Raw genomic sequence first — 19860 nt, forward strand, 5'->3', positions numbered from 1 at the left:
TCTCAAGACCGGCGGACAGCAGAGCATTTCGTTGTGGACATCCGGCACTGGGGACGGCTGTTCCACAGCGACTGAGTTTTCTGCGTGCCCTGCACGAGGCAGCTCGACTTCCCGCACGCCACCAGCCCAGTCTCGGCAAGGGCGGCCATGGAATTCCCTAGAATCGGCCGGTCATCGGGGCCGGCCGTACTGCGAGGCGCCGGGGTGCCGCGGATGCTCCGCGGTGCCCCGGCGCCTGGTGTCCCTTCGGCTCGCATTCCGGCCGGGCCGCGAGGGCAGGCCCGGCCGACGGGTCCGTACGCGGCGAACCCCGGGGAACGCGAGGGTGTTACTTCACGAGGGTGTTACTTGATGAAGCCGTCCACGACACGGGGCGGCCAGGTTCCCACCGTCAGCACTCCCATCGCGTACGCGCGGGAGACCAGGGCCGCCCGGTTGGGGACCTTCAGTTTCCGCAGCAGTCCGGTGACGTGATACTCCACCCCCTGCCGGCTGAGGTAGAGCCGGGACGCCAGCGGAATCGTGGACAGGCCCGCCGCGATTCCTTCCAGAATGCGCGCGTCGATCTCGCTGAGCAGTTTCTTCCGCGGTGCCATCACCGCGTCGCCGTCCGCGCTCTGCCCCGACCGCATCGTGACGAGCACCGCGGCCGGGCCGGGGGCGTAGCCGCTCACGGCGGTGGCCGTGAGGTTTCCGGTGAAGGTGTCGCCGGTCGACCGCAGCGCCACCACGTGGGCGGCGAACCGGTCGCAGCGGCCGGTCAGCAGCCGTTCGAACTGCCGCATGAGCGGCTGGCGGACGCTGGGGTGCACGAGGTCGCGGAAATCACGGCCGCAGACGTCGGGAGCCGTTGTGGAGGAATCGGAGGGGGAAGCGGCGAGCACGTCGGCGGCGGCCGCGTCGGGGGTCGCGAAGTGGCGGTAGAAATCCTGCGAGGCTTGACGGATCGTCAGCGACGGGTCCAGTACGGCCATGCACACACCCGGCCGGTCGGCCGGCGGCCGCTCTTCCCGCCGTCCCGTGGCACCGAGCGTGGCGACCGCGCCGGCCGCACTCCGGCCTGCCGAAAGCTGCGGGGAATCCACCAGAGCAGAGAACTTCAAGGGACCGACATCCTTTCAACCCCCGTCCGCAAATCAAAGTTCAAGAGTGACCGAGCGAGAAAGAGAAACCCGAAGAATTTAACGTGCTGGAAACCTGGGAGGCCCGGTAGTTGCCCGGGGAGAATTCCGCTCTCCCCGACACGTTCGACACTAGGGATAGGTCCAGACAAGCGTCAACGTCCGCCCGGGCCGCCGCCGCTAAACCTGTGGTCGCCCTCCCGCGGGGTACGGTCCCGCCCCGCCCTTTCGGTCCCCCCGAACACTCCGCACCCTTACCGCCGGTAAGCCGCAGGCACCGCCACGGAGCGCTCACCGTGCCGCGAACACCCCGGCCCCGCTCCGCCCGCCCAGCAGCTCCCGCCGCCCGGCCACGCCCAACTTGCGGTAACACGAGGTCAGGTGCTTCTCCACCGCACGGGTACTCACACCCAGTTCATCGGCGATTTCCTGATTGGTCAGCCCCCGGCCCACCAGAGAGACGACTTTGCGCTCGCTGTGCGTGAGCGAGACCTCCGCACTCGGGGCGGTGGTGGTGGCCCCCAGGGCCGCGTAGGCGCGTTCGGTCAGCCAGGGGGCGCCACAGGCAGTGGCGAGATCGGCGGCCTCGCGCAGCATCGCCTTCGCCTCCTTGCCGCTCTCCACGGCCCGGCCCAACTGGAGGAGCGTACGCGCCCGTTCGAGCGAGTTGGCGGACGCGCCGAGCACCTCGGCCGACTCGCGCAGGACGGGTACGCCCCCGCCGCCGGGCAGCAGGGCCTTCAGCCGCAGGGCGCGGCCGAGGGTGGCGGGGGCCGCCCACTGCCGCGCCCAGGCCAGTTCCTCCTCCGCCAGGGCCAGCGCCGGGCGCAGTTCGCCCAGGCGGTGGTGGAGGGCGATGGCGCGGGGCCGCCAGGGGTAGAGGGCGGAGTTGCGCCAGCCGGCCGCTTCCAGCCGGCGGCCGCAGGCCAGCAGGGACTCCAGGGCGTGGACGCCGCGGCCTCGGCGGGCGTCGAGCGAGGCTTTGAGGAGTTGCATCATGGCCGTCAGGCCGAGGCTGTCCGTCCAGCGCTTCCCGGCGTCTTCGAGGAGGCGTTCGATCAGCTGGATGTCGCCGGTCTCCATGGCCACGGCGGCCAGGACGACGACGATCGGCTCCCGCCAGTCGGCGTCGGCCAGTTCGACGGCCCGGTCGGCCTGTTCGCGGGCCTGCGTCAGATGGCCGCGGGCGAGCTGGATCAGGGCGTTCTCGGCGTGCAGCACGGCGTTCGGGCGGTCCGAGTGCTGTGCGCAGGCCAGGCGGGTGTGGATGCCTTCCGCCGAGTCGGTGGCGTACAGGGCCACCGCGACCAGCGGGAGTGCGAGGCAGGCGCGGGCGGCGGTCACCGGTTCGCGTTCCAGGATTCTTCCGGCCAGGTCCGCGACATCCGACGCCGGCAACGCGCTGGAGAGCACCGCCGCGTTGGCCAGGACGGCCGCCAGCTCGCGGTCGCCGCCGGTGTCCAAGGCGGGCGGGGTGCCCAGTGCCCGCAGGCGTTCCACCGCACCGGCCAGTTCCGTGGGGTTCTCGTGCGCGGAGTGCCACAGGCGGGCTTCCAGGCGGAGGGCGATCTCGCGGGTGCATCCTTGGTGCGACGCCGTGACGTCGAGGTCCTCGGCCACCCGGCGCAGCAGGTCCACCGCCGAGGGGGGCGCCTCGCCCAGCAGATTGGGCGGGACGAGCAGGGCGGCGGCGGCCCGGTCGGTGGCCGACGGCAGGAGGCGGATGGCCTGGCCGATGTGGCGTTCACAGGCGGCGGGGTCGAAGCTGCGTTCGGCGCCGGCCAGCTCGATCAGCAGGCGTGCGCGCTCGAAGTCGCCCGTACTGCCCAGGAGCGCGCGCTGCAGGTAGCGGGCGGCGGTGCCCGGTACACCGCGGCGCAGCGCGGCCTGCGCCGCGGTCCGCAGTACCCGTACGGCCCATGGGCGGTGCGTGGTGGTGACGGCCATCAGCAGATCGGCGACGTGTTCGGCGGGCCGGCCGGCCTGGTGGAGGAGGTCCGCCGCGGTGTCCCGGGAACGTTCGCGTTCGGCGACGGTGAGGGCGGAGTCGGCGGCGTCGCGGACGACGCGGTGGATGAAGCGCGGGGTGTCGTGCGGGGCGAGCAGTCCGAGGTGGTGCAGGGCGCGCAGGGCCTGCTGGAAGCCGATGGAGTCCAGTCGCGCGTGGCGCCGGATGAGGTCGGGCTCGCCGTGGTCGCCGAAGGCGGCGATAGCGGCGGCGAGGTCGCGTACGGGGGCGGGCTGGGTGTAGAGGCAGCCCGCCAGGTGGTCACGCAGCTGGGCGGGGCGGTGCACGCGGAGCTGGCCGATGTGTTCGGCCGTGGGGTGGTGACCGCTGTGGGCCAGGTCGCGCAGGACCGACTGGAGGATGAGGGGGCTGCCCGCGCAGGTCTCGTGGCAGGCCTGGGCGTAGGCGTCGTCGGCGGGTTCGCCCAGAAGGTCGTGGATCAGGGCCCGGGTGCTGTCCAGGGAGAGCGGCGCGGGGCGCAGCACGTCGGCGGCGTCCGCGATGTCGCGGATGAGCGGGTGCTGGGCGCGGGGGTCGCCGTCGCGCAGGGTGCACACGAGGGCGACGCGCAGCCCGTACGGGCGCCGGGCCAGGTAGGCGAGCCAGCGCAGGGAGGCGCGGTCGGCCCATTGGAGGTCGTCGACGAGGATGAGTACGGGGGCGGTGGCGCAGGCTTCGGCCAGCACGGACCGCAGGTTGTGCAGGATCGCTTCGGAGGCGGGGGTGTCCGGGTCTCCGGGTACGGGGAGGCCGTCGGTGTGGCCCGGCCGGCCGGCGCCGTCCGCCTCCTGGTCGCCGGGGGCGGTGAAGCCACCGCCCAGGAGGGGCCCCAGGAGCTGGTGGACGATGCCGAAGGCGAAGTCCTGCTCCATGGGTGCGGCATTGGCTCGTAACACCTGCAGGGTGTCGGGGGCGCGGCTGCCGGCCTCCTGGACGAGCATGGACCGGCCGATGCCCAGGGGGCCGGTCAGGAGCAGTGCGGAAGAACGGCCCGCCTGCGCTCGGCGTACTGCGGTATCGATGCGGGTCAGTTCGGTTTCCCGCTCATACAGCATCCGTTACGTCCCTTTCCGTCGGCCGGCTCCGCGCGCGGAGTTCCTTGCGTGAAGTGATACGCAGCTTCTTGTACGCACTGCTCAGCCGGTGCTCGACGGTGCGCCGGCTCACCACGAGCTGTTCGGCGATCTCCCGGTTGCCCAGGCCGCGGCGGGCCAGTTCGGCGGTCTGCCGCTCGGCCGGCGACAGGGCGGCCCACCCCTCGGGGAGCGCCGTGTCGTCGGCGGTGGTGGGCTGCTCCAGCCGTGCGGTCAGCCACCGTACGCGTTCGGCCAGGCGGCTGGAGGTGTGGGTGACGGTGAGCCGGGACAGTTCGGTCAGCAGGTGGGCGGCGGTGGCGCGATCGCCCGCGGCGACTTCCTCGGTGGCGCGTTCGGCCAGGACCCAGGCGTAGACGAGCCGGGTGGGCAGCGGGGCATCGGCAGGTGCACGGCCGCCGGCGGGTTCGCGGCCCTCGACCGCTTCGCGGCCGCCGGCGGCGGCCGTCGACGACCGGGGATCGAGGCTGCCGGCGCTCAGTTCGGCCAGGCCCAGTGCGGTGGGGGCGCCCCACTGGCGGGCGAGGGCCAGTTCCTCCTGGATCAGGCGCTGAGCCTGGTCCTGGTCGCCGAGTGTGTGACAGGCCCGGGCGGCCGCCGACCGCCAGGGCAGCACGACGGGGTTGGCCCATCCCCTGCGCATCAGCCAGCGTCCGCTCTCCTTGAACAGTTCGACGGCCTCGGCCCAGCGTTCTTCGACGGCGGCCACGCGGGCGCGGGCGTACAGCAGGTCGGGCCAGTGGATGCCGTATTCGGCTCCGGGCGGCATGGGGGCCTCGGACAGGGCGCGCGCTTCGTCGTAGCGGCGGGTCTCCAGGGCGATGACGGCGCGTACGGCCAGGTGGTGCGTGGCGGCCAGGGGGTGCCACGCGGCGATGGGCAGTGCCCGTTCGGCGGCGTCCGCGACGCGGTCGGCGGCGTCCAGACGGCCGCTGCGCAGATGCAGTTCGGAGCACAGGTTCAGAGCGCGGGCCAGTACGGGGTGGCAGTGGCGGCGGCGCAGTTCGGTGACGATGGCGGCGAGCCGGTCCTCGGCTTCGGTGGCGGCGTCGGTCAGCCACAGTGCCCTGGCGGCGACCAGGCGCGGCGCCGCGGGGATGGCGCTGCCCGCGTCCAGGGCGCGTCGGGCCAGCTCCGCGACCTCTTCGCGGTTGCGGCCGCGCGCGGCTAGCTGTCCGGCGCGGATGCCGGCCTGGGCGGGGGCGAGAGGGTGGTCGGGCAGGCCGGGGACGTCGGCATGGGAGCCTTCGGCGACCCCGGGCCCTGCCTCGGCGGCGTACCAGTACAGCGCGATCATGTCGTCGCGCTCACTGCCGTGGGCGGTGGCGAGGGCCTGGGCGGCCACTCGGCGGCCCCAGGCGTCGTCGCCGCGGGCCATCCCCATGTCGACTGCCTGTACGCGCAGTTGGGACCAGGCTTCGCCGTCACCCCGAGCGTGGGCGAGGGCGGCGAGTCTGCGGTCACCGGCTTCGGGCGCCGCCACGGCTTCGGCGCTGGCCAGGTCGAGGCTGAGCTGGGCGCGTTGCAATGGTTCCTGGGGCTCGTCGAGGGCGCGTTCGAGGTAGGTGGCGGCGCGGGCGAGATCACCGCGGCGGACCGCGGCGCCGTAGCTGCCGCGCAGGACGTGTATGGCCCAGGGCTCACCCATCGGGGGTGCCTGGAGGAGGAGGCGGGCGATGTCCTCGTCGTGGGCCACGGCCTGGTGGGCGAGGCGGGCGGCGCGGGCGTACAGGTCGGCGCGTTCGGCGGCGGGTATGTCCTCCAGGACGCGAGCCTGGACGACCGGCAGCCGGATGCGTTCGTAGGAGCCGACGGGGATGGTGAAGCCGGCCGTTTCCAGCGCCGCGCGCAGTTGGGATTCGCGTACGGTACGCAGCCCGGCCAGGGTGCAGATCAGCGGAAAGTCCAGCAGGTCACCGGCGACGGCCAGCGCGCGCAGTACGACGGTGGCCTCATCGGTCAGTCCGCTCAGGGCGCGCCCCGCGCGATCGCCCACGATGCCGGTGATCAGGGCGCGCAACTGCGGGACATGTTCGGCGACCGGCCGGTGGCCGGTGTCGGCGAAGCGGTGCAGGGCCGCGTGCAGTACGGCGGGGCCGCCTTGGGAGGCCTGGGTGGCCGCGGCGGCGAACTCCTCGTCGCAGGGGGTACCGCAGATCTGTTCGGCGAGGGCGGTGACCGCGTCCCGGCTCAGTGGGTGGACGGTGAGACGGCGGGTCAGCCAGGCGGAGGGCGCGGCGCCGGCCAGCCATTCGGGGCCGTGCGGGTCCAGTCCGGTGTGGCCGACGAGCAGGGCGAGGGGGACGCCGGCCGAAAGGCGGCGTACCAGGGCCTGCAGCCAGTGCAGGGAGGCCGCGTCCAGCCATTGTGCGTCCTCCACCGTCACGAGGGTGGGGGTGCGGCGGGCGGCGTGCAGGAGTTCGGGCAGGCCCCGCAGGCAGTCCGGCCCGTGCTGCTCGCGCAGGGCCCGCAGGGGCCGTTCGGCCTCCTCGCCCAGTTGGGCCAAGAGCTGGGTCACGGCCGCGTGGCGCAGATCGCGTTCGGCCAGGGAGCCGCTGACGCTCAGGACCCGTACCGCGCGCTCCTCGGCGAGGCGGGCGGTCCAGCGCAGCAGTGCGTTGTGGCCGAAGCCGGGGCGGCCGGTCACGGAGACGACGGTGGGGCGGCCTTCGTCCAGCGCGAGCACCACCTGCCGCAGCTCCGCCTGTTCTTCCTCGCGTTCGAGGAGGGGCGGATCGCTGCGCCGCCGCCCGGCCCGGATGAACCCCACGTACAGCTGATCGTCGCTCGATCCCGTTTCCGACATGGCCCGGCCGCCCTCAGCGCTGTCCGCGCGACCGCGCCACCTGCTGGGGCACCCGCGCCCCGCCGACGCCCGGGGTGCGGAGCACCGCGGCGAGCTGGGCCCGCTCGGACACCCCCAGCTTGCGGTACACGTTGGTCAGGTGCGTCTCGACCGTACGTACGGTGACGTGCAGCGACTGGGCGATCGAGCGGTTCCTGGCGCCGCCCGCGGCGAGGCCCGCGACCTTGCGTTCCATGCTGGTGAGCAGGTCCAGGGGCGAGGCGGTCATCTTCCGCATCCGGCCGCCCGCCGCCAGCAGGGCACCGCGGGCGCTCTGGCCCAGCGCGAGGGCGCCGCAGCGCTGGGCGAGGTCGGCCGCCGTACGCAGGTGTTCGCGGGCGGCGCGCCGGTCGTCGGCCGCGAACAGGGCTTGGCCCAGGACGAGTTCGGCGCGGGCGTGCTCGATGCGGGCCGGTGAGGCGGCCAGTTCCCGTACCGCCTCCCCCAGCAGCTCGATGCCCTGTTCGCCGGGGGTGGCCACGCCGCGGGCCAGGGCGGCCAGGCCGAGGACGCGTGGGGTGCCCCAGCGCCGGGCGAGCCGCGTACCGTGTGCCGCGGGCTCCCGGGCCTCCTCCGCGCGGCCCAGTTCCGCGAGGACACAGGCCGCCTCCACCCACCAGGGCAGGTAGGCCGCGTGCCGTATCCCGTCCTCCTCCAGCGATCTGCCGCACTCGCGGAACTGCGCCAGCGCGCCCGCCGCGTCCCCCAGGGCGTGACGCACCCGGCCGTGGACCAACAGGTAGCGGTGGTGGGTCCACACGTACTGTGCGCGCCGGCCGGGTGCGGTGCCGGCCAGCAGCTTCTCGGCCCGTACGGTCTCGCCCCGGTCCACGAGCAGGTCCGCCAGGACCAGTCGCGGCAGGATGATCAGTTCGCGCCACCCTTCCGTGTCGGTGATCTGCACCGCCTTCCTGGCGTCCACGAGCGCGTCCGGGAGCGCTCCCAGGCCGTGCAGATGCCGGGCCCGGGTGGCCAGGGCCAGTGCGGAGGACCACAGGACGGAGTCCTCCCGGCCGTGACTCAGCAGACGGTCCAGCGCGTACAGCACGTCCTCGGAACGGTCGGCGAGGTCCAGGACCAGCGCGGAGTTGATCAGGGGCCAGTGCTTCAGGGGAAGGTCGGAGCAGCGGGCCGCGCGCCGGGCGTGGCGCACGACCGGTTCGGGGTCCTGGGCGTCGAGTGCCGTCACCATGGCCATCGCCGCCAGCTTCTCCCGCTGGGCGGGGGTGTCGCCCTCGGGTACGGTCATCGCCGCGGCCCGCTTCCGCGTCGCGGCGATCGTGCTGCGGCCGTGCGAGCCGACGATCAGCAGCACCGACTCGACCAGCGTGCGCAGTTCCCGGTCGGCGGGCCGGGGGTCGGGGCCGAGTTCGGCGTCGAGGCCGTCCAGGACGTCTTCGAGCATCCGGAGGGCGGCGCAGTTCTCGCGGGCGGCCAGGCTGGTCGTGCCGAACTGCGCGACGACCCTCGCCCGGGTACGGATATCGACGTCGGGCGCCAGCGCTCCGCGCAGCAGGACCATGGCCCCGTGCGGATCGGTCTCGGCCAGCGCTCCGGCCAGCCGGACGCGGACCTCCACACTGCCGGGGTCCACTGCCAGTACCCGGTACAGGCAGCGGGCCGCGTCCTCCGGGACGCCGCGCGCCTCGGCCCGGGCGGCTGCCTCCAGCAGGACGCCGGGCATCCACGACTCGGACAGTGCAGGCAGCGGCAGCAGGTGGGCGGCGACCTCTTCGGCGGGCCGGCCCGCGTCGCTGAGGAGCAGGGCCGCCCGCGCGCGCAGCGCCGACAGCGCCTGGGCGTCCAGCGGCGCCAGCACCGCCGCGCGCACCGCGTCGTCCGCCGGCCCGCCGCCGCCGTGCACCGGCAGTGCGGCCTCGCGCAGCAGGGCCAAGGCGTCCTCGACGGCGTCGGCGGGGACGGCGGCCAGGGAGCCCGCATGGTGGGCATCCCGCTCGCCGAGGACCGCCACCGCCCGCGCGACCTCGCCGACCCAGGGCGGCCGCCGGTCCAGGAACTCACGTACCCACTGGGCCAGGACACGGCCGCCTGCCTCGTCCACCCGGTCGGCGCCCTGCACGCCCGAGCCGACGCCCGCGGCCCGCAGTTCGCGCAGCAGGCGGCCCAGGAGGCGGGGGTTGCCGCCGGTCACGGCCCGGGCGCGGGTGATGAAGGCGGGGGCGGCGGGGGCCGGGAAGAACTGCCGTACGGCCTCGGCGACATCCGTCTCGGTGAGCGGCCGCAGGCGCAGCACCGTGGTGCGGTGACGGGCCGTGAGGTCCGCCAGGGCGCGGTGGGCCGGGGCGCCGCGGTCGAGGAAGGCGGCCTCGGACTGCCGGGTGAGGACGATGAGCAGGGGGCGGCCGTCGGCACGGCGCAGCAGGAAGTCCAGCCAGCGCAGGGACAGCTCGTCGCAGTGGTGGACGTCGTCCAGAGCCAGGACGAGCGGGCGACGGCTCAGCTCGTCCGCCGCGAGGCGGTACAGGCCGTGGAACGCGCGCTGGACGGCGGGGGCGTGCGGCGGCTCTCCGGCCAGCGCGCCCGGGGTGAGGGCGGAGCGGGCGGCCTCGTCGAGGGGCGCGTCCTGCGCGATCGGGCCGAGCAGGGTCCGTACGCCGCCTAATGCGCCCGAGGCGCCCTCCTCGCACCGCCCGTGCAGAACCGTCGCCTGCCGGCAGGCGTCTCCCTCAAGAAAAGCACGCAGGAGGGCCGACTTGCCGATACCGACCGGGCCTGTCACGACCGCCGAGCCCGCGTGCCCCCGGCGTGCCCTGCGGGCGAGACGGCCGAGCGCCCCCGTGGCATCGGTTCGGCCGGCCAAGGTGCCGGCTGGGCAGGATGTGGCGCTCCGGTCCTGCACCATAGAGCTCCTCGCACCTCAGAGACACCACAGATGCGACGGGGCATGACCACATCGTGCTGTAAATCACTCTAAAGAGTGATGCCTGACGTGCGCCACAGTACATGACCGGCAGACTTCGCGACCAGGTAATCTTTCAAAGCTTGAACTAAGCGCCCACCACCAGGTGTTCACGGAGCAGCGCCAGTACGGCCGGGGCCTGCGGACCGAGGAAGAAGTGACCACCGGGATAGACCTTGAGGTCGAACGCGCCCGTGGTGTGCGCCCGCCAGTCCCCGGCCTCCTCCAGCGTGGTCTTCGGATCGTCGTCGCCCGTCAGGGCGGTGATCGGCGCCTTGATCGTCACATCGGGGGCGCAACGGTACGTCTCCACCGCGGTGTAGTCACTGCGGATCGCCGGAAGAATCATCCGCAGCAGCTCCTCGTCGCCCAGCAGCGAGGCATCCGTGCCGGACAGCAGCTTCAGCTCGGCGACGATCCCGTCGTCGTCGCGCCGGTGCACACTCTCCGCGCGGTGCCGTGAGGGCGCGCGACGCCCCGAGGCGAAGAGATGCGTCAGTTCACCGCCGTCCGCCTCCAGCCGCCGGGCCACCTCGAACGCGACCATCGCGCCCATGCTGTGCCCGAAGAACGCCGTCGGCCGCGACCTGAACCGGTCCCCCAGGGCCGCGTACACCTGATCGGCCATGGTCGCCAGGTCACTGGGACTGGTCTCGCCACGCCGGTCCTGACGGCCGGGGTACTGCACCGACAGCACCTCCGCCACGGACGTCAGCTGTGCCGACACGGGGAAGAAGAAAGAGGCCGAACCGCCCGCGTGCGGGAAGCAGACCAGTTGGCGCGGACGGTCCGGCGCCGGGTGGTAGGACCGGGCCCAGAGCCCTTCCGCCGTGGTCGTCGTCATGGTGCTGCTTCCTCCTCCTCGCGATGGCACCGGACCGGCCCGCCGGGGTACGGCGGCCGATCACCGGCCCCTGTGTTCCACACGTCCATCCCACAAGGAGGACCACGGGAAATCACCTAGTGTTCCCGCTCCACGTGACGGCGGGCCCGCCGTTCCGGACCCGTACGGGACGCCCCCGGAGCCGACACCGCCCATCGCGCTCCGGGGGTGTCCCGTACATCCGGTTACCAGCTGGCGGCCAGCAGCAGGTCCCCGTACTCCCGCTCCCGGGACGCCTGGCGCAGGTCGGCGTCGACCATCATGCGCATCAGCTCGGGGAAGTCGACGCTGGGCTCCCAGCCCAGCTGGGTGCGGGCGCGCTCGGCGTCCGCGCACAGGATCTCCACCTCGGCCGGGCGCACCAGCGAGGGGTCGATGCTGACGTAGTCCTCCCAGTTCAGGCCCACATGCTCGAAGGCGATACGGACGGCGTCGCGGACCGAGTGCATCTGGCCGGTCCCGATCACGTAGTCACTCGCCTCGTCCTGCTGGAGCATCAGGTGCATGGCACGGACGTAGTCACCGGCGAAGCCCCAGTCGCGTACGGCGTCGAGGTTGCCCAGGGACAGCTTGTCCTGGTACCCGAGCTTGATGCGGGCCACCGCGAGGGAGATCTTCCGGGTCACGAACTCCGCGCCACGGCGCGGCGACTCGTGGTTGAACAGCATGCCGGATACCGCGTACATGCCGAAGGACTCACGGTAGTTACGGGTGATGAAGTGCCCGTAGATCTTCGCCACGCCGTACGGGCTGCGCGGCCGGAAGATGGTGGTCTCGCACTGCGGGGTCTCGGCGACCTTGCCGAACATCTCCGACGAGGACGCCTGGTAGAAGCGGATCTGGCCGGCGCCGCCGCTGTCACCGCCGCGCGAGCCGTTCAGACCGCTGACCATACGGATCGCTTCGAGCATCCGCAGGACGCCCATGCCGTTGATCTCGGTGACCAGTTCGGCCTGCTGCCAGGACATCGGCACGAAGGAGATCGCACCGAGGTTGTACACCTCGTCGGGCTGCACCTTGTCGACCGCGGAGACCAGGCTGGCCTGGTCCATCAGGTCACCGTCGACAAAGTTCAGTTCGGAGACGAGCCGGCTGACCCGCGACTTCCGGGGATTCGCCTGCCCCCGCATCAGACCCCACACCTGGTACCCCTGCGCCAGCAGGTGCTCGGCCAGATAGGAGCCGTCCTGCCCGGTGATTCCGGTGATCAGCGCACGCTTGGACATCTCATTCCTCTCCTTCGCACAGAACAGACCGCCCAAACGCAGAGCCGATTCGGCTACCTGACCTCATGGCTGCTTGACCTCGAATGGCATCGGATGGCAACGCACACGCCGTGGTCCGGACGCTGGGTAATCGCACGCTTCCAAGCCGCCGGTCACGGTGTCAAGAAATTCCGGGCACTCTAGGGAATTTCCGAGTCCCAAACTCCCGGCCACACCGCGTTGTTGGGATTGGTACCCGAAGCGGGTCCCGGTACGGCCCGCAGTACTCCACCGGCGGGACACTCTAGGGAATTTCCGGTGAGCGGTGCGCTGCACTGTCCGTGTGTGCCCCCCTCCAGGCCCGGCCGGCGCTCTCGACAGGCTTCCGGCCGGGCCTGCCCGCCCCCTGGAGCGTCGCCCGGTACTGCAAGGACCACATCAACGGACTGCTGCGCGAACGCATTACCGGACTCCGCGCCCTAGGGGCTTTTGCGCGCGACACCCATGAAGGCGTGACATTCAGCCGTACGCATTCCGAATTGCGTGACACGCCACCGAGTTTTCGGACGCCGGACGGTGCCGGGAATGGTCAGGCCCGGAACTCCTCCTGACGGCGGATCACCGACATCAGCAGCCGATGCGTCCCGGCGTCGGCGGCCGCGACAAGTCCGCGGCCCGCCGGGCCGAGCGGGGCGCCGTCGATCCCGGTGACGACGCAGCCGGCGGCCCGGCACAGGGCGATGCCGGCGGCGAAGTGCACGCTGCCGGACAGGTCGCCGCCGTCCGTGACGTACGCGGCGCGTTTGCCTGCGGCGACCCAGGCCAATGCCAGGGTCGTGGAGACGACCCGGGGCCGGAAATGCTCGACGAACGAGGGAAGTCCGAGCAGGCTCGCGGCCCGGAAACCAGGCGCGTTGGGGAATGGCGGGTCGAGGTTGACGTCCACGAGCCGCGTGGCGGACGTGGGTGCCAGTTGGGCGTCGGCGCCTTCGTGCCACCTCCACGCGGTCGCACCGTCGGTGTGGAAGATCTCGCCGCTGAACGGGTCGGCCACCGCCGCCGCGCCATCGCGCAGTGCCACATTGACCGCCACGAGCATATTGCCGACGGCGTAGTTCAACGTGCCGCACAACGGGTCGACCAGCCATTGTCGCGCAGCCCCCGCGGCACCTTGCTGCCCGCCTTCTTCGCCGAGCACGGCATCATCCGGCCGGGCGGCCCGGATGACGTCGAGGATCGCCTCTTCGGCCGCCACATCGGCTGCGGTGGCGAAGTCCCCGGCCCCCTTGTCGATGCGGGAGAGGTGCTGTCCGTACAAGGCACGCACCACCTCCGCGCCGGCCCGGGCCGCGGCCGTCGCGATCTCGGTATCGTTCGGGTCCGTACGGCCATCCGCGGCTCGCGCCGTGCCTTCTCGCTGCATAGACAGTGTCTACTACGCCGCTGTGGAGGCTGTCCATGGCCGCACGCTGCCGGACGCGGCCCGAGTCCGGCGCACCCGGGTCAGGCCGCGCTCACGGATCGGCGCGCTCCGCTTCACGAGGGCTGCCCCCCCGGGCCCAGGACCGGCATACATTGGCGGGACAGCGGCCGGCAGCGGGCACGAGCAGGCACGCTGCGGTGGGTGAGGGAGGCATGTCGGGACAGACGGTCACGAGCCTGATCGAGAAGCTGCAGCCCGGCGGGCCAGGGCCGTCCACGCAGTGGTGTACGCAGTGTGCCGTACTGCTCGGCGTCGACGGCGCGGCGATCTCGTTGGTCTTCGACGGGTCGCAACTGCTGTGGCACAGCGACCAGGACGGCGCACGCCTGGACGATCTCCAATTCACCCTGGGCGAGGGCCCGAGCCTGGACGCGGCCCGCGAGGGCGCCCTGTGCCTGGTCGCCAACCTGGTCCGCCCGTACGGCTCCCGGTGGCCGATGTTCGCCGCGCAAGCGCTGGAACTGGGTATCCGCGCCGTCTTCGCGTTCCCTCTGCGGCTCGGCGCTCTGCGCTTCGGCGCCTTGACCTGCCACCGGCGCACGACGCACCGGCTTCCGTCGGACAACGCGGCCGACGCCCTGCAGCTCGCCGACGCCCTGTCCTTGTTCCTGCTCGGCGGCCGGCACGCCGAGTCACAGCCGCTGAGCCCATCGGACCTGCACCGTACGGAAGTCCACCAGGCCACCGGAATTCTCGGTGTCCACCTGCGGGTACCGCTGGCCGACGCCCTGGCGCGGCTGCGCGCCCACGCCTTCGCCGTCGGCCGCCCCGTCGCCGATGTCGCCCGCGACATCGTGGCCGGCGACCTGAGACTCCCTCGCGACCCCACCCCGTCATGACACGGGGGTCAGGTCACGGATGCGGGGTCCGGCGGCAGGTGGACCGTCATGATCAGTCGGCAGGTCCCGTCGCCCGCGCCGCGGTAGCCGTGCGGGACGTCACCGTCGAACGTGGCGGTCTGCCCGGCTTCGACCGCGTGCTCGGTGCCGTCGACGGCCAGGACCATCCGGCCCGCGGTGACGCTGACGGTCTCCACGACTCCGGCCTGGTGGGGGTGGCTGGGATATTCCTCACCGGGTTCCAGCTGCCAGCGCCAGACCTCGACGGGCGCCGGCTGTGAGGTCGTCAGCATCAGCCGGGCCTCGCCGCCGCGCGCTCCGGTCCACAGCGGCGCCACCTCATCGGCGGCCACGACGCGGACGCGGCCTTCGGACGGCCCCTGCATCAGGGCGGACACCGAGATGCCGAGGGTGTCGGCCAGCCGGACCAGGGTGGCCAGGTTGGGGTTGCCCTGGGCCTTCTCCAGTCCGACGAGGGCGCCCTTGCTGACCTGGGCGCGGCGGCCGAGTTCCTCCAGGGACAGGCCCGCGCGGACCCGGGCCGCCCGGACGTTGCGTGCGACCGTCCGCAGGGCTGCGGCTGTCTCGGCCACCTGATCACTTCCTCGGAGTGGGGGCATTTGATTGAACCGTGCGGTCGTTTGGTTGACGACGCCCGGTCGTTTCGTTGTACGGTTCAGTCGTTCCACTGAATGGTAAAGGATGAACCGTGATCGCTCTGCTGCCGGCCCTGGGCAGCTCACTCGCCTACGGGTGCGCCGACTTCCTCGGCGGCCTCGGCGCCCGAAAAGCTCATGTCCTGCGTACCGTGATGATCGCCGCCCCGGTCAGTCTCGCGATCGAACTGGTGCTGTGGCCGGTGCTCGGCGCCTCGTTCAGCACCGCCGCCCTCGGCTGGGGCGCCGCGTCCGGTGTCGCCTCCGCCGCCGCGTTCGCCCTGCTCTACCGCACTCTGGCCATCGGCCCGATGCGTGTCCTCTCCCCCGTGACCGCGCTGATGTCCGCGGCCCTGCCGGTCGGCGTGGGCCTGCTCCAGGGCGAGCACCTGGCCACCGCCGGGCTGATCGGCCTGCCCCTCGCACTGGTGGCGGTGGTCCTGGTCAGCGCCGGACACGGTGCCGGGGCCGCGCGTCCCTCGCGTACGGCGCTGCTGCTGGCCCTCGGTGCGGGTGCCGCCATCGCCCTCCAGCTGATCTTCCTGCACCAGGCGCCCGCCGACAGCGGGGTGGCTCCGCTGGTCATCGGCCGGACGGTCTCCTCGGCCATCACCCTGACCGCGGCCGGCCTGCTGCACCGCAAGCTGGGCCCGGAACGGCCCGCCTACGCGATGTCGGCAGCCGCGGGCGTGCTGGACTCGCTGGCCAACCTGCTGTTCCTGCTCGCCGCACGCAGCGGGGACCTCACCGTCGTCGCCGTGATCACCGCCCTCTACCCGGCCGGTACGGTCCTGCTCGCCCGCGGCGTGCTCGCCGAACGCATCCACCGCGGCCAGCTCGTCGGCCTGGGCACCGCCGCCGTCGCCGTCAGCCTCCTGGCCCTCACCTGAGCCACCACGCCGCCCGGAACACCGGCCTCCCACCTCTCTCCCCCGCACAGAAACCGGAACCTCCCCATGCACACCTTCCGCATCGCCCCCGCCATCGCGGACGCCTTCCCCGACACCCTCATCGCCCTGGTCACCGCCACCGGACTGCGCGGCCGTGAGACCTGGCCCGCCACCGCCACCACGCTGGAGGACCTGGAGCGCCGGCTCGCCGACGGCGTCTGGCAGCCCGCCGACGAGAACGACCCCCGTATCGAGGCATGGCACACCGCCTACCGTTCCTTCGGTACGAACCCGCGCCGCGTCCGCCCCAGCGTCGACGCGCTCGGCCGCCGCTTCACGAAGAAGGGCGCCCTGCCGCGCATCAACCCGGCCGTCGACTCCTACAACGCCGTCTCCGTCCGGCACGGCCTGCCTGCCGGTGCCTTCGATCTGGCCCGCGTCACCGGGGACGTGGAGATCCGGCACGCGGACGGCACCGAGTCCTTCACCCCGCTCGGCGAACCCGGCACCGTCGAGCACCCCAAGCCCGGCGAGGTCATCTACGCGGACGCCACCGGCGTCCTGACCCGCCACTGGAACCACCGCGACGCCCACCGCACGCGCGTCACCGAGGACTCCACCCACGTCGCGTTCGCCCTCGAAACCCTCCGCGCCCCGCACGAAGGCCACCTCCTGACGGCCGCGGCGGAGGAACTGCGGAGCCTGCTCACCCCGCACGCCGGGCACACAGCCATCCATCACCTCAGCCCGGCACAGCCCGAGGCCGCCGTCTGAGTTGCGATGATGCGGGGATGTCTCCCGACCCGCGCGCCCACGCCTTCAACGAAGCCGCTGACCAGTACGCGGCGAACCGGCCGTCCTACCCACCGGCGCTCCTCGACGCCGTCGAGGAATGCGCGCGCCGCCCGCTGGCAGGTGCGTACGTCGCCGATGTCGGCGCCGGCACCGGCATCGCGACCGCCCTCCTGTACGGCCGGGGAGCCGAGGTCGTCGCCGTCGAGCCCGGTGCCGCGATGGCCGCCGGGTTCCGCCGGGCGCTGCCGCACGTGCCGGTCGTCCGAGGTGACGGAAACGCCCTCCCCCTTGCCGATTCCTCCCACGACCTCATCACGTACGCACAGTCGTGGCAGTGGACCGACACCAGCCGTTCCGTCCCGGAGGCGCTGCGGGTGCTGTGCCCCGGCGGCGCGCTCGCGATCTGGTGGAACACCACGGCTTTCGATGTGCCGTGGATCCGCGCTCAGCACGAGCGCATCGCACACCACTGCGGAACGAACCCGAAGTCCGGACCGCGCCCGGACGACGACGAAGCCGTCCGGCTCGCGGGCCTGACGGGCCTGCGGGTGGCGCGCCGCCAACTGCGCTGGAGCCGCAGGGTCCCGCTCGACACACACCTGGCCAACATCAGCAGCCGTTCCGCGTTCCTGGTTCTCGGCCGGGACACCAACGCCGCTTTCCTCGCCGATGAACGGCGGCGGCTGCGCGACGCGTTCCCGGAGGAGGTACTGGAAGAGACGTACCTCGTCGACCTGCTGGTAGCGGCTCGGTCCTGAGTGTGTGGCTGATGAGGCGGACGGGCCGGAGAGTGTCCGAAAGCAGGATTACGCGGTAAAAAGAACCATGACCGAGCAGATGCGGGAAAAGTCACACGACAGAAGCGACGTGGACGCGGTGACCGGCGCGGTCCTGGCCGCGTCGCGTGTCCTGGTCGGGATTTCCGCCCGCTCGCTCGCAGCCGTCGGGGACACGGTGACCCTCCCTCAGTTCCGGCTGCTCGTCGTCCTGTTCACCCACGGCACCGCCAAACTGACCGCCGTCGCCGGGCACCTGGGCGTCAACCCCTCCACCGCGATGCGCATGATCGACCGCCTGATCGCGGCCGGCTTCGCCGACCGGCAGCCCAGCCCGGGGAACCGGCGGGAGACCCGGCTCCAGCTCACGGAGGCCGGACGGCGTCTGGTCGAAGAGACCATAGCCCGCCGGCGCAGAGAGATCGCCGCGATCGTCGGGTGCATGGCTCCCGAGCAGGGCGCGGCGCTCGTCGAAGCGCTCACCGCCTTCGCCCACGCCGCTGGCGAGCCGGTCACGCCGCCGAACGGGCGGGACCGGTATCCGCTGGGCTGGATCGACGCGCCGCCTCCCTGACCAGCCGGTTACGGCACAGGCTCTTACGGCTCGACCGTGGTCGGCCGCTCGGCGCGCAGGTCGCTGACGAAACCGTTCTTGACCGCGCGCATCCAGTAGGAGTGCGACCGGGCGCCGGCGGGGATCGCGGCGTCCCGCTGGAGCTTCCGGTCCATCGAGGTGGCGCCGCCGGGAACGGTCCAGCGGAACGTGTACGGATGCCACAGGCCCAGTTCGCTGCTGTAGAAGGGCTTGCGTTCCAGCAGGACGACCTGGTCCGGACTGCCCGGCGCGGGCGCCCAGTTCACGCGGACGGTGGCCTCGTCGATGCGGTCGACGGAGGTCGGTTCCGGCGCCTTCGGGATCACCGAGGAGGGCGCCGGCTTGAAGGTGCTGCTGCGGATGGTGCGCGGCACGGACGGTTCATAGCCCTCCGGGTTCTCCAGCTTCCCCGTGACGCGGAGCGTGGCGGGGGTCTGCGTCTGCCCGCCCGCGCAAGCGTCGACCTGGACGACCGTGAACCACTGGCCGGAGAGCCGCACGACATCTTCCTTCTGGACCGGCAGCTCGCGAACGCCGCCGACTCCGTTCACGGAACTCACGGAGTAGACGTAACGGGAGTCGTCGGAGCGGACCACCTGATAACTGCACCGGTCCACGGCCGCGGCGCGCGCGTCGACGGCGGGGGTGGGGGCCGGAGCCGGGGCCGACGGTGCCGCTGCGGCGGCACCCATGCCCGAGGCGAGGGCTCCGAGGCTCAGTGCGCATGTGGCGAGGGCGGCGGCGATACGCGAGGTCATGCATCCTCCGATGGCAGTCCTGATCGATCGGGATCACCGATCAGGACCGGACGCTACCGGCAATGAATGGCCAAGAAATAGTCAATAACCAGCAAAGTGCGAACTTCACATCGACTTTCCGCAGTCGACACCCGCCACATCCGTACCCTCGGCACCGATGACGGCCTGGGCACGAAGCTCGTCCTCGGCCTTCGACCAGACCTGTCGGGCCAAAGCGGCGACGGTCCGGGTCCCGTCCAGGACCAGATCGCTGTCGTGACGGGCCGGTTCGACGTGGCGTTCGTGCGCGTCACGCCGGTGGTGGAGGTAGTTGCGCAGGAGGACGTCGAGCGGGAAGCCGTGGCGCAGGCACTTGCGCTGGATCTTGCGTACGAGCCGGAGGTCGGCCGGCAGATCGACGAAGATGTCCAGGCGCGCGCACGGCGTCGACGGCGTGACACGGCGGGCGAACAGCCCCTCCACGATGACGACGGAGGCCGTGGCCAGAGCCGCGTCGGTGTCCTGGGGGAGACGTTCGATGTCCAGCGACTAGGTGTGTTGTTCGGAGAGGTTGGTGACGCGGCTGGCTGGGGTGTGGCCGCCGATGCCGGTGTGGGGTCGGTGGTAGTTGTACCAGTCGAGCCAGTCGGGGAAGGCTGCTTGTCGTTGGGTGTCTGAGGTGTAGGGCTGGTGGTAGGCCCATTCGTCGAGCAGGGTGCGGTGGAAGCGTTCGACCTTACCGTTGGTCTGCGGGCGCCAAGGTTTGGTCCAGCGCGGCTGGATGCCCAGGTCGCGACAAGTGCGGCGCCAGGTGTTCTTGGAATAGGCCCAGGCGTTGTCGGTCAGGACACGTTCGATGGTGATGCCTCGGGCGGCGAACCAGGCCGTGGCCCGGGTGAGGAAGTCCGCGCAGGTGCCTGCCTTCTCGTCGGGCAGGTCTTCGGTGTAGGCGAGCCGGGTGTGATCGTCCAAAGCGGTGTGAAGGTAGGCGAGCCCGGCGCCGGCGCGGTTTT

16 protein-coding genes are annotated in these 19860 nt (G+C 72.2%); 5 read left to right on the forward strand and 11 right to left on the reverse strand.

Annotated elements, in window-relative coordinates; genetic code table 11:
• Positions 1 to 344 precede the first annotated feature (344 nt).
• The 7 genes from ACZ53K_RS39560 to ACZ53K_RS39590 all read right to left on the reverse strand — a co-directional run bounded on the left by ACZ53K_RS39560 (position 345) and on the right by ACZ53K_RS39590 (position 13499).
• Positions 345 to 1103 carry a LuxR C-terminal-related transcriptional regulator gene (locus ACZ53K_RS39560; RefSeq protein WP_468847042.1) on the reverse strand — a complete coding sequence of 253 codons (759 nt, stop codon included), beginning with the start codon at positions 1101 to 1103 and terminating at the stop codon, positions 345 to 347.
• A gap of 309 nt (positions 1104 to 1412) precedes the next feature.
• Complete coding sequence (locus ACZ53K_RS39565; RefSeq protein ID WP_468847044.1) at positions 1413 to 4184, reverse strand: ATP-binding protein; 2772 nt, start codon at positions 4182 to 4184, stop codon at positions 1413 to 1415.
• A complete protein-coding gene (locus tag ACZ53K_RS39570) occupies positions 4174 to 7029 on the reverse strand; it encodes a helix-turn-helix transcriptional regulator (RefSeq protein ID WP_468847046.1) in 2856 nt (951 codons plus the stop codon). Before ACZ53K_RS39570 ends, ACZ53K_RS39565 begins: the two co-directional genes overlap by 11 nt.
• Before the next feature lie 13 nt (positions 7030 to 7042).
• Positions 7043 to 9931 carry a helix-turn-helix transcriptional regulator gene (locus ACZ53K_RS39575; RefSeq protein ID WP_468847049.1) on the reverse strand — a complete coding sequence of 963 codons (2889 nt, stop codon included), beginning with the start codon at positions 9929 to 9931 and terminating at the stop codon, positions 7043 to 7045.
• A 145-nt stretch (positions 9932 to 10076) separates the two neighbouring features.
• Entirely contained in the window at positions 10077 to 10832 is a 756-nt protein-coding gene (locus ACZ53K_RS39580; RefSeq protein ID WP_468847051.1) for a thioesterase II family protein, read from the reverse strand.
• A 224-nt stretch (positions 10833 to 11056) separates the two neighbouring features.
• The gene (locus ACZ53K_RS39585; protein WP_468847053.1) at positions 11057 to 12097 is read right to left on the reverse strand and encodes a GDP-mannose 4,6-dehydratase; all 1041 of its coding nucleotides are present in this window, start codon (positions 12095 to 12097) and stop codon (positions 11057 to 11059) included.
• 568 nt (positions 12098 to 12665) lie between these two features.
• Complete coding sequence (locus ACZ53K_RS39590) at positions 12666 to 13499, reverse strand: inositol monophosphatase family protein (protein ID WP_468847055.1); 834 nt, start codon at positions 13497 to 13499, stop codon at positions 12666 to 12668.
• 212 nt (positions 13500 to 13711) lie between these two features.
• Between ACZ53K_RS39590 and ACZ53K_RS39595 the strand changes: the two genes are divergently transcribed.
• Entirely contained in the window at positions 13712 to 14398 is a 687-nt protein-coding gene (locus ACZ53K_RS39595; RefSeq protein WP_468847057.1) for a GAF and ANTAR domain-containing protein, read from the forward strand.
• A gap of 8 nt (positions 14399 to 14406) precedes the next feature.
• Here the strand turns inward: ACZ53K_RS39595 and ACZ53K_RS39600 are convergent, their stop codons facing one another.
• Positions 14407 to 14991, reverse strand: coding sequence for a helix-turn-helix domain-containing protein (locus tag ACZ53K_RS39600; RefSeq protein WP_468847060.1), 585 nt, complete (start codon positions 14989 to 14991; stop codon positions 14407 to 14409).
• 116 nt (positions 14992 to 15107) lie between these two features.
• Between ACZ53K_RS39600 and ACZ53K_RS39605 the strand changes: the two genes are divergently transcribed.
• The 4 genes from ACZ53K_RS39605 to ACZ53K_RS39620 all read left to right on the forward strand — a co-directional run bounded on the left by ACZ53K_RS39605 (position 15108) and on the right by ACZ53K_RS39620 (position 18089).
• A complete protein-coding gene (locus ACZ53K_RS39605; protein WP_468847062.1) occupies positions 15108 to 15944 on the forward strand; it encodes an EamA family transporter in 837 nt (278 codons plus the stop codon).
• A 66-nt stretch (positions 15945 to 16010) separates the two neighbouring features.
• Positions 16011 to 16718: a B3/B4 domain-containing protein gene (locus tag ACZ53K_RS39610; protein WP_468847064.1), complete on the forward strand. Its 708-nt coding sequence runs from the start codon at positions 16011 to 16013 to the stop codon at positions 16716 to 16718.
• A 17-nt stretch (positions 16719 to 16735) separates the two neighbouring features.
• Positions 16736 to 17497: a class I SAM-dependent methyltransferase gene (locus ACZ53K_RS39615; protein WP_468847066.1), complete on the forward strand. Its 762-nt coding sequence runs from the start codon at positions 16736 to 16738 to the stop codon at positions 17495 to 17497.
• 67 nt (positions 17498 to 17564) lie between these two features.
• Positions 17565 to 18089 (forward strand): MarR family winged helix-turn-helix transcriptional regulator, encoded by a 525-nt coding sequence (locus tag ACZ53K_RS39620; protein ID WP_468847069.1) that lies wholly within the window; start codon positions 17565 to 17567, stop codon positions 18087 to 18089.
• A 23-nt stretch (positions 18090 to 18112) separates the two neighbouring features.
• Here ACZ53K_RS39620 and ACZ53K_RS39625 read toward each other — a convergent pair whose 3' ends face one another.
• The 3 genes from ACZ53K_RS39625 to ACZ53K_RS39635 form a co-directional block, all read right to left on the reverse strand.
• Positions 18113 to 18868 carry a hypothetical protein gene (locus ACZ53K_RS39625; RefSeq protein WP_468847071.1) on the reverse strand — a complete coding sequence of 252 codons (756 nt, stop codon included), beginning with the start codon at positions 18866 to 18868 and terminating at the stop codon, positions 18113 to 18115.
• Positions 18869 to 18973: 105 nt separating this feature from the next.
• On the reverse strand, positions 18974 to 19393 hold the full coding sequence (locus tag ACZ53K_RS39630) for a hypothetical protein (RefSeq protein ID WP_468847076.1): 420 nt from the start codon (positions 19391 to 19393) through the stop codon (positions 18974 to 18976).
• A 3-nt stretch (positions 19394 to 19396) separates the two neighbouring features.
• Positions 19397 to 19860 (reverse strand): integrase core domain-containing protein (locus tag ACZ53K_RS39635; protein ID WP_468847074.1); only part of this gene is annotated, 464 nt, incomplete at its 5' end.

It is taken from the genome of Streptomyces sp. NPDC033221, assembly GCF_055577005.1.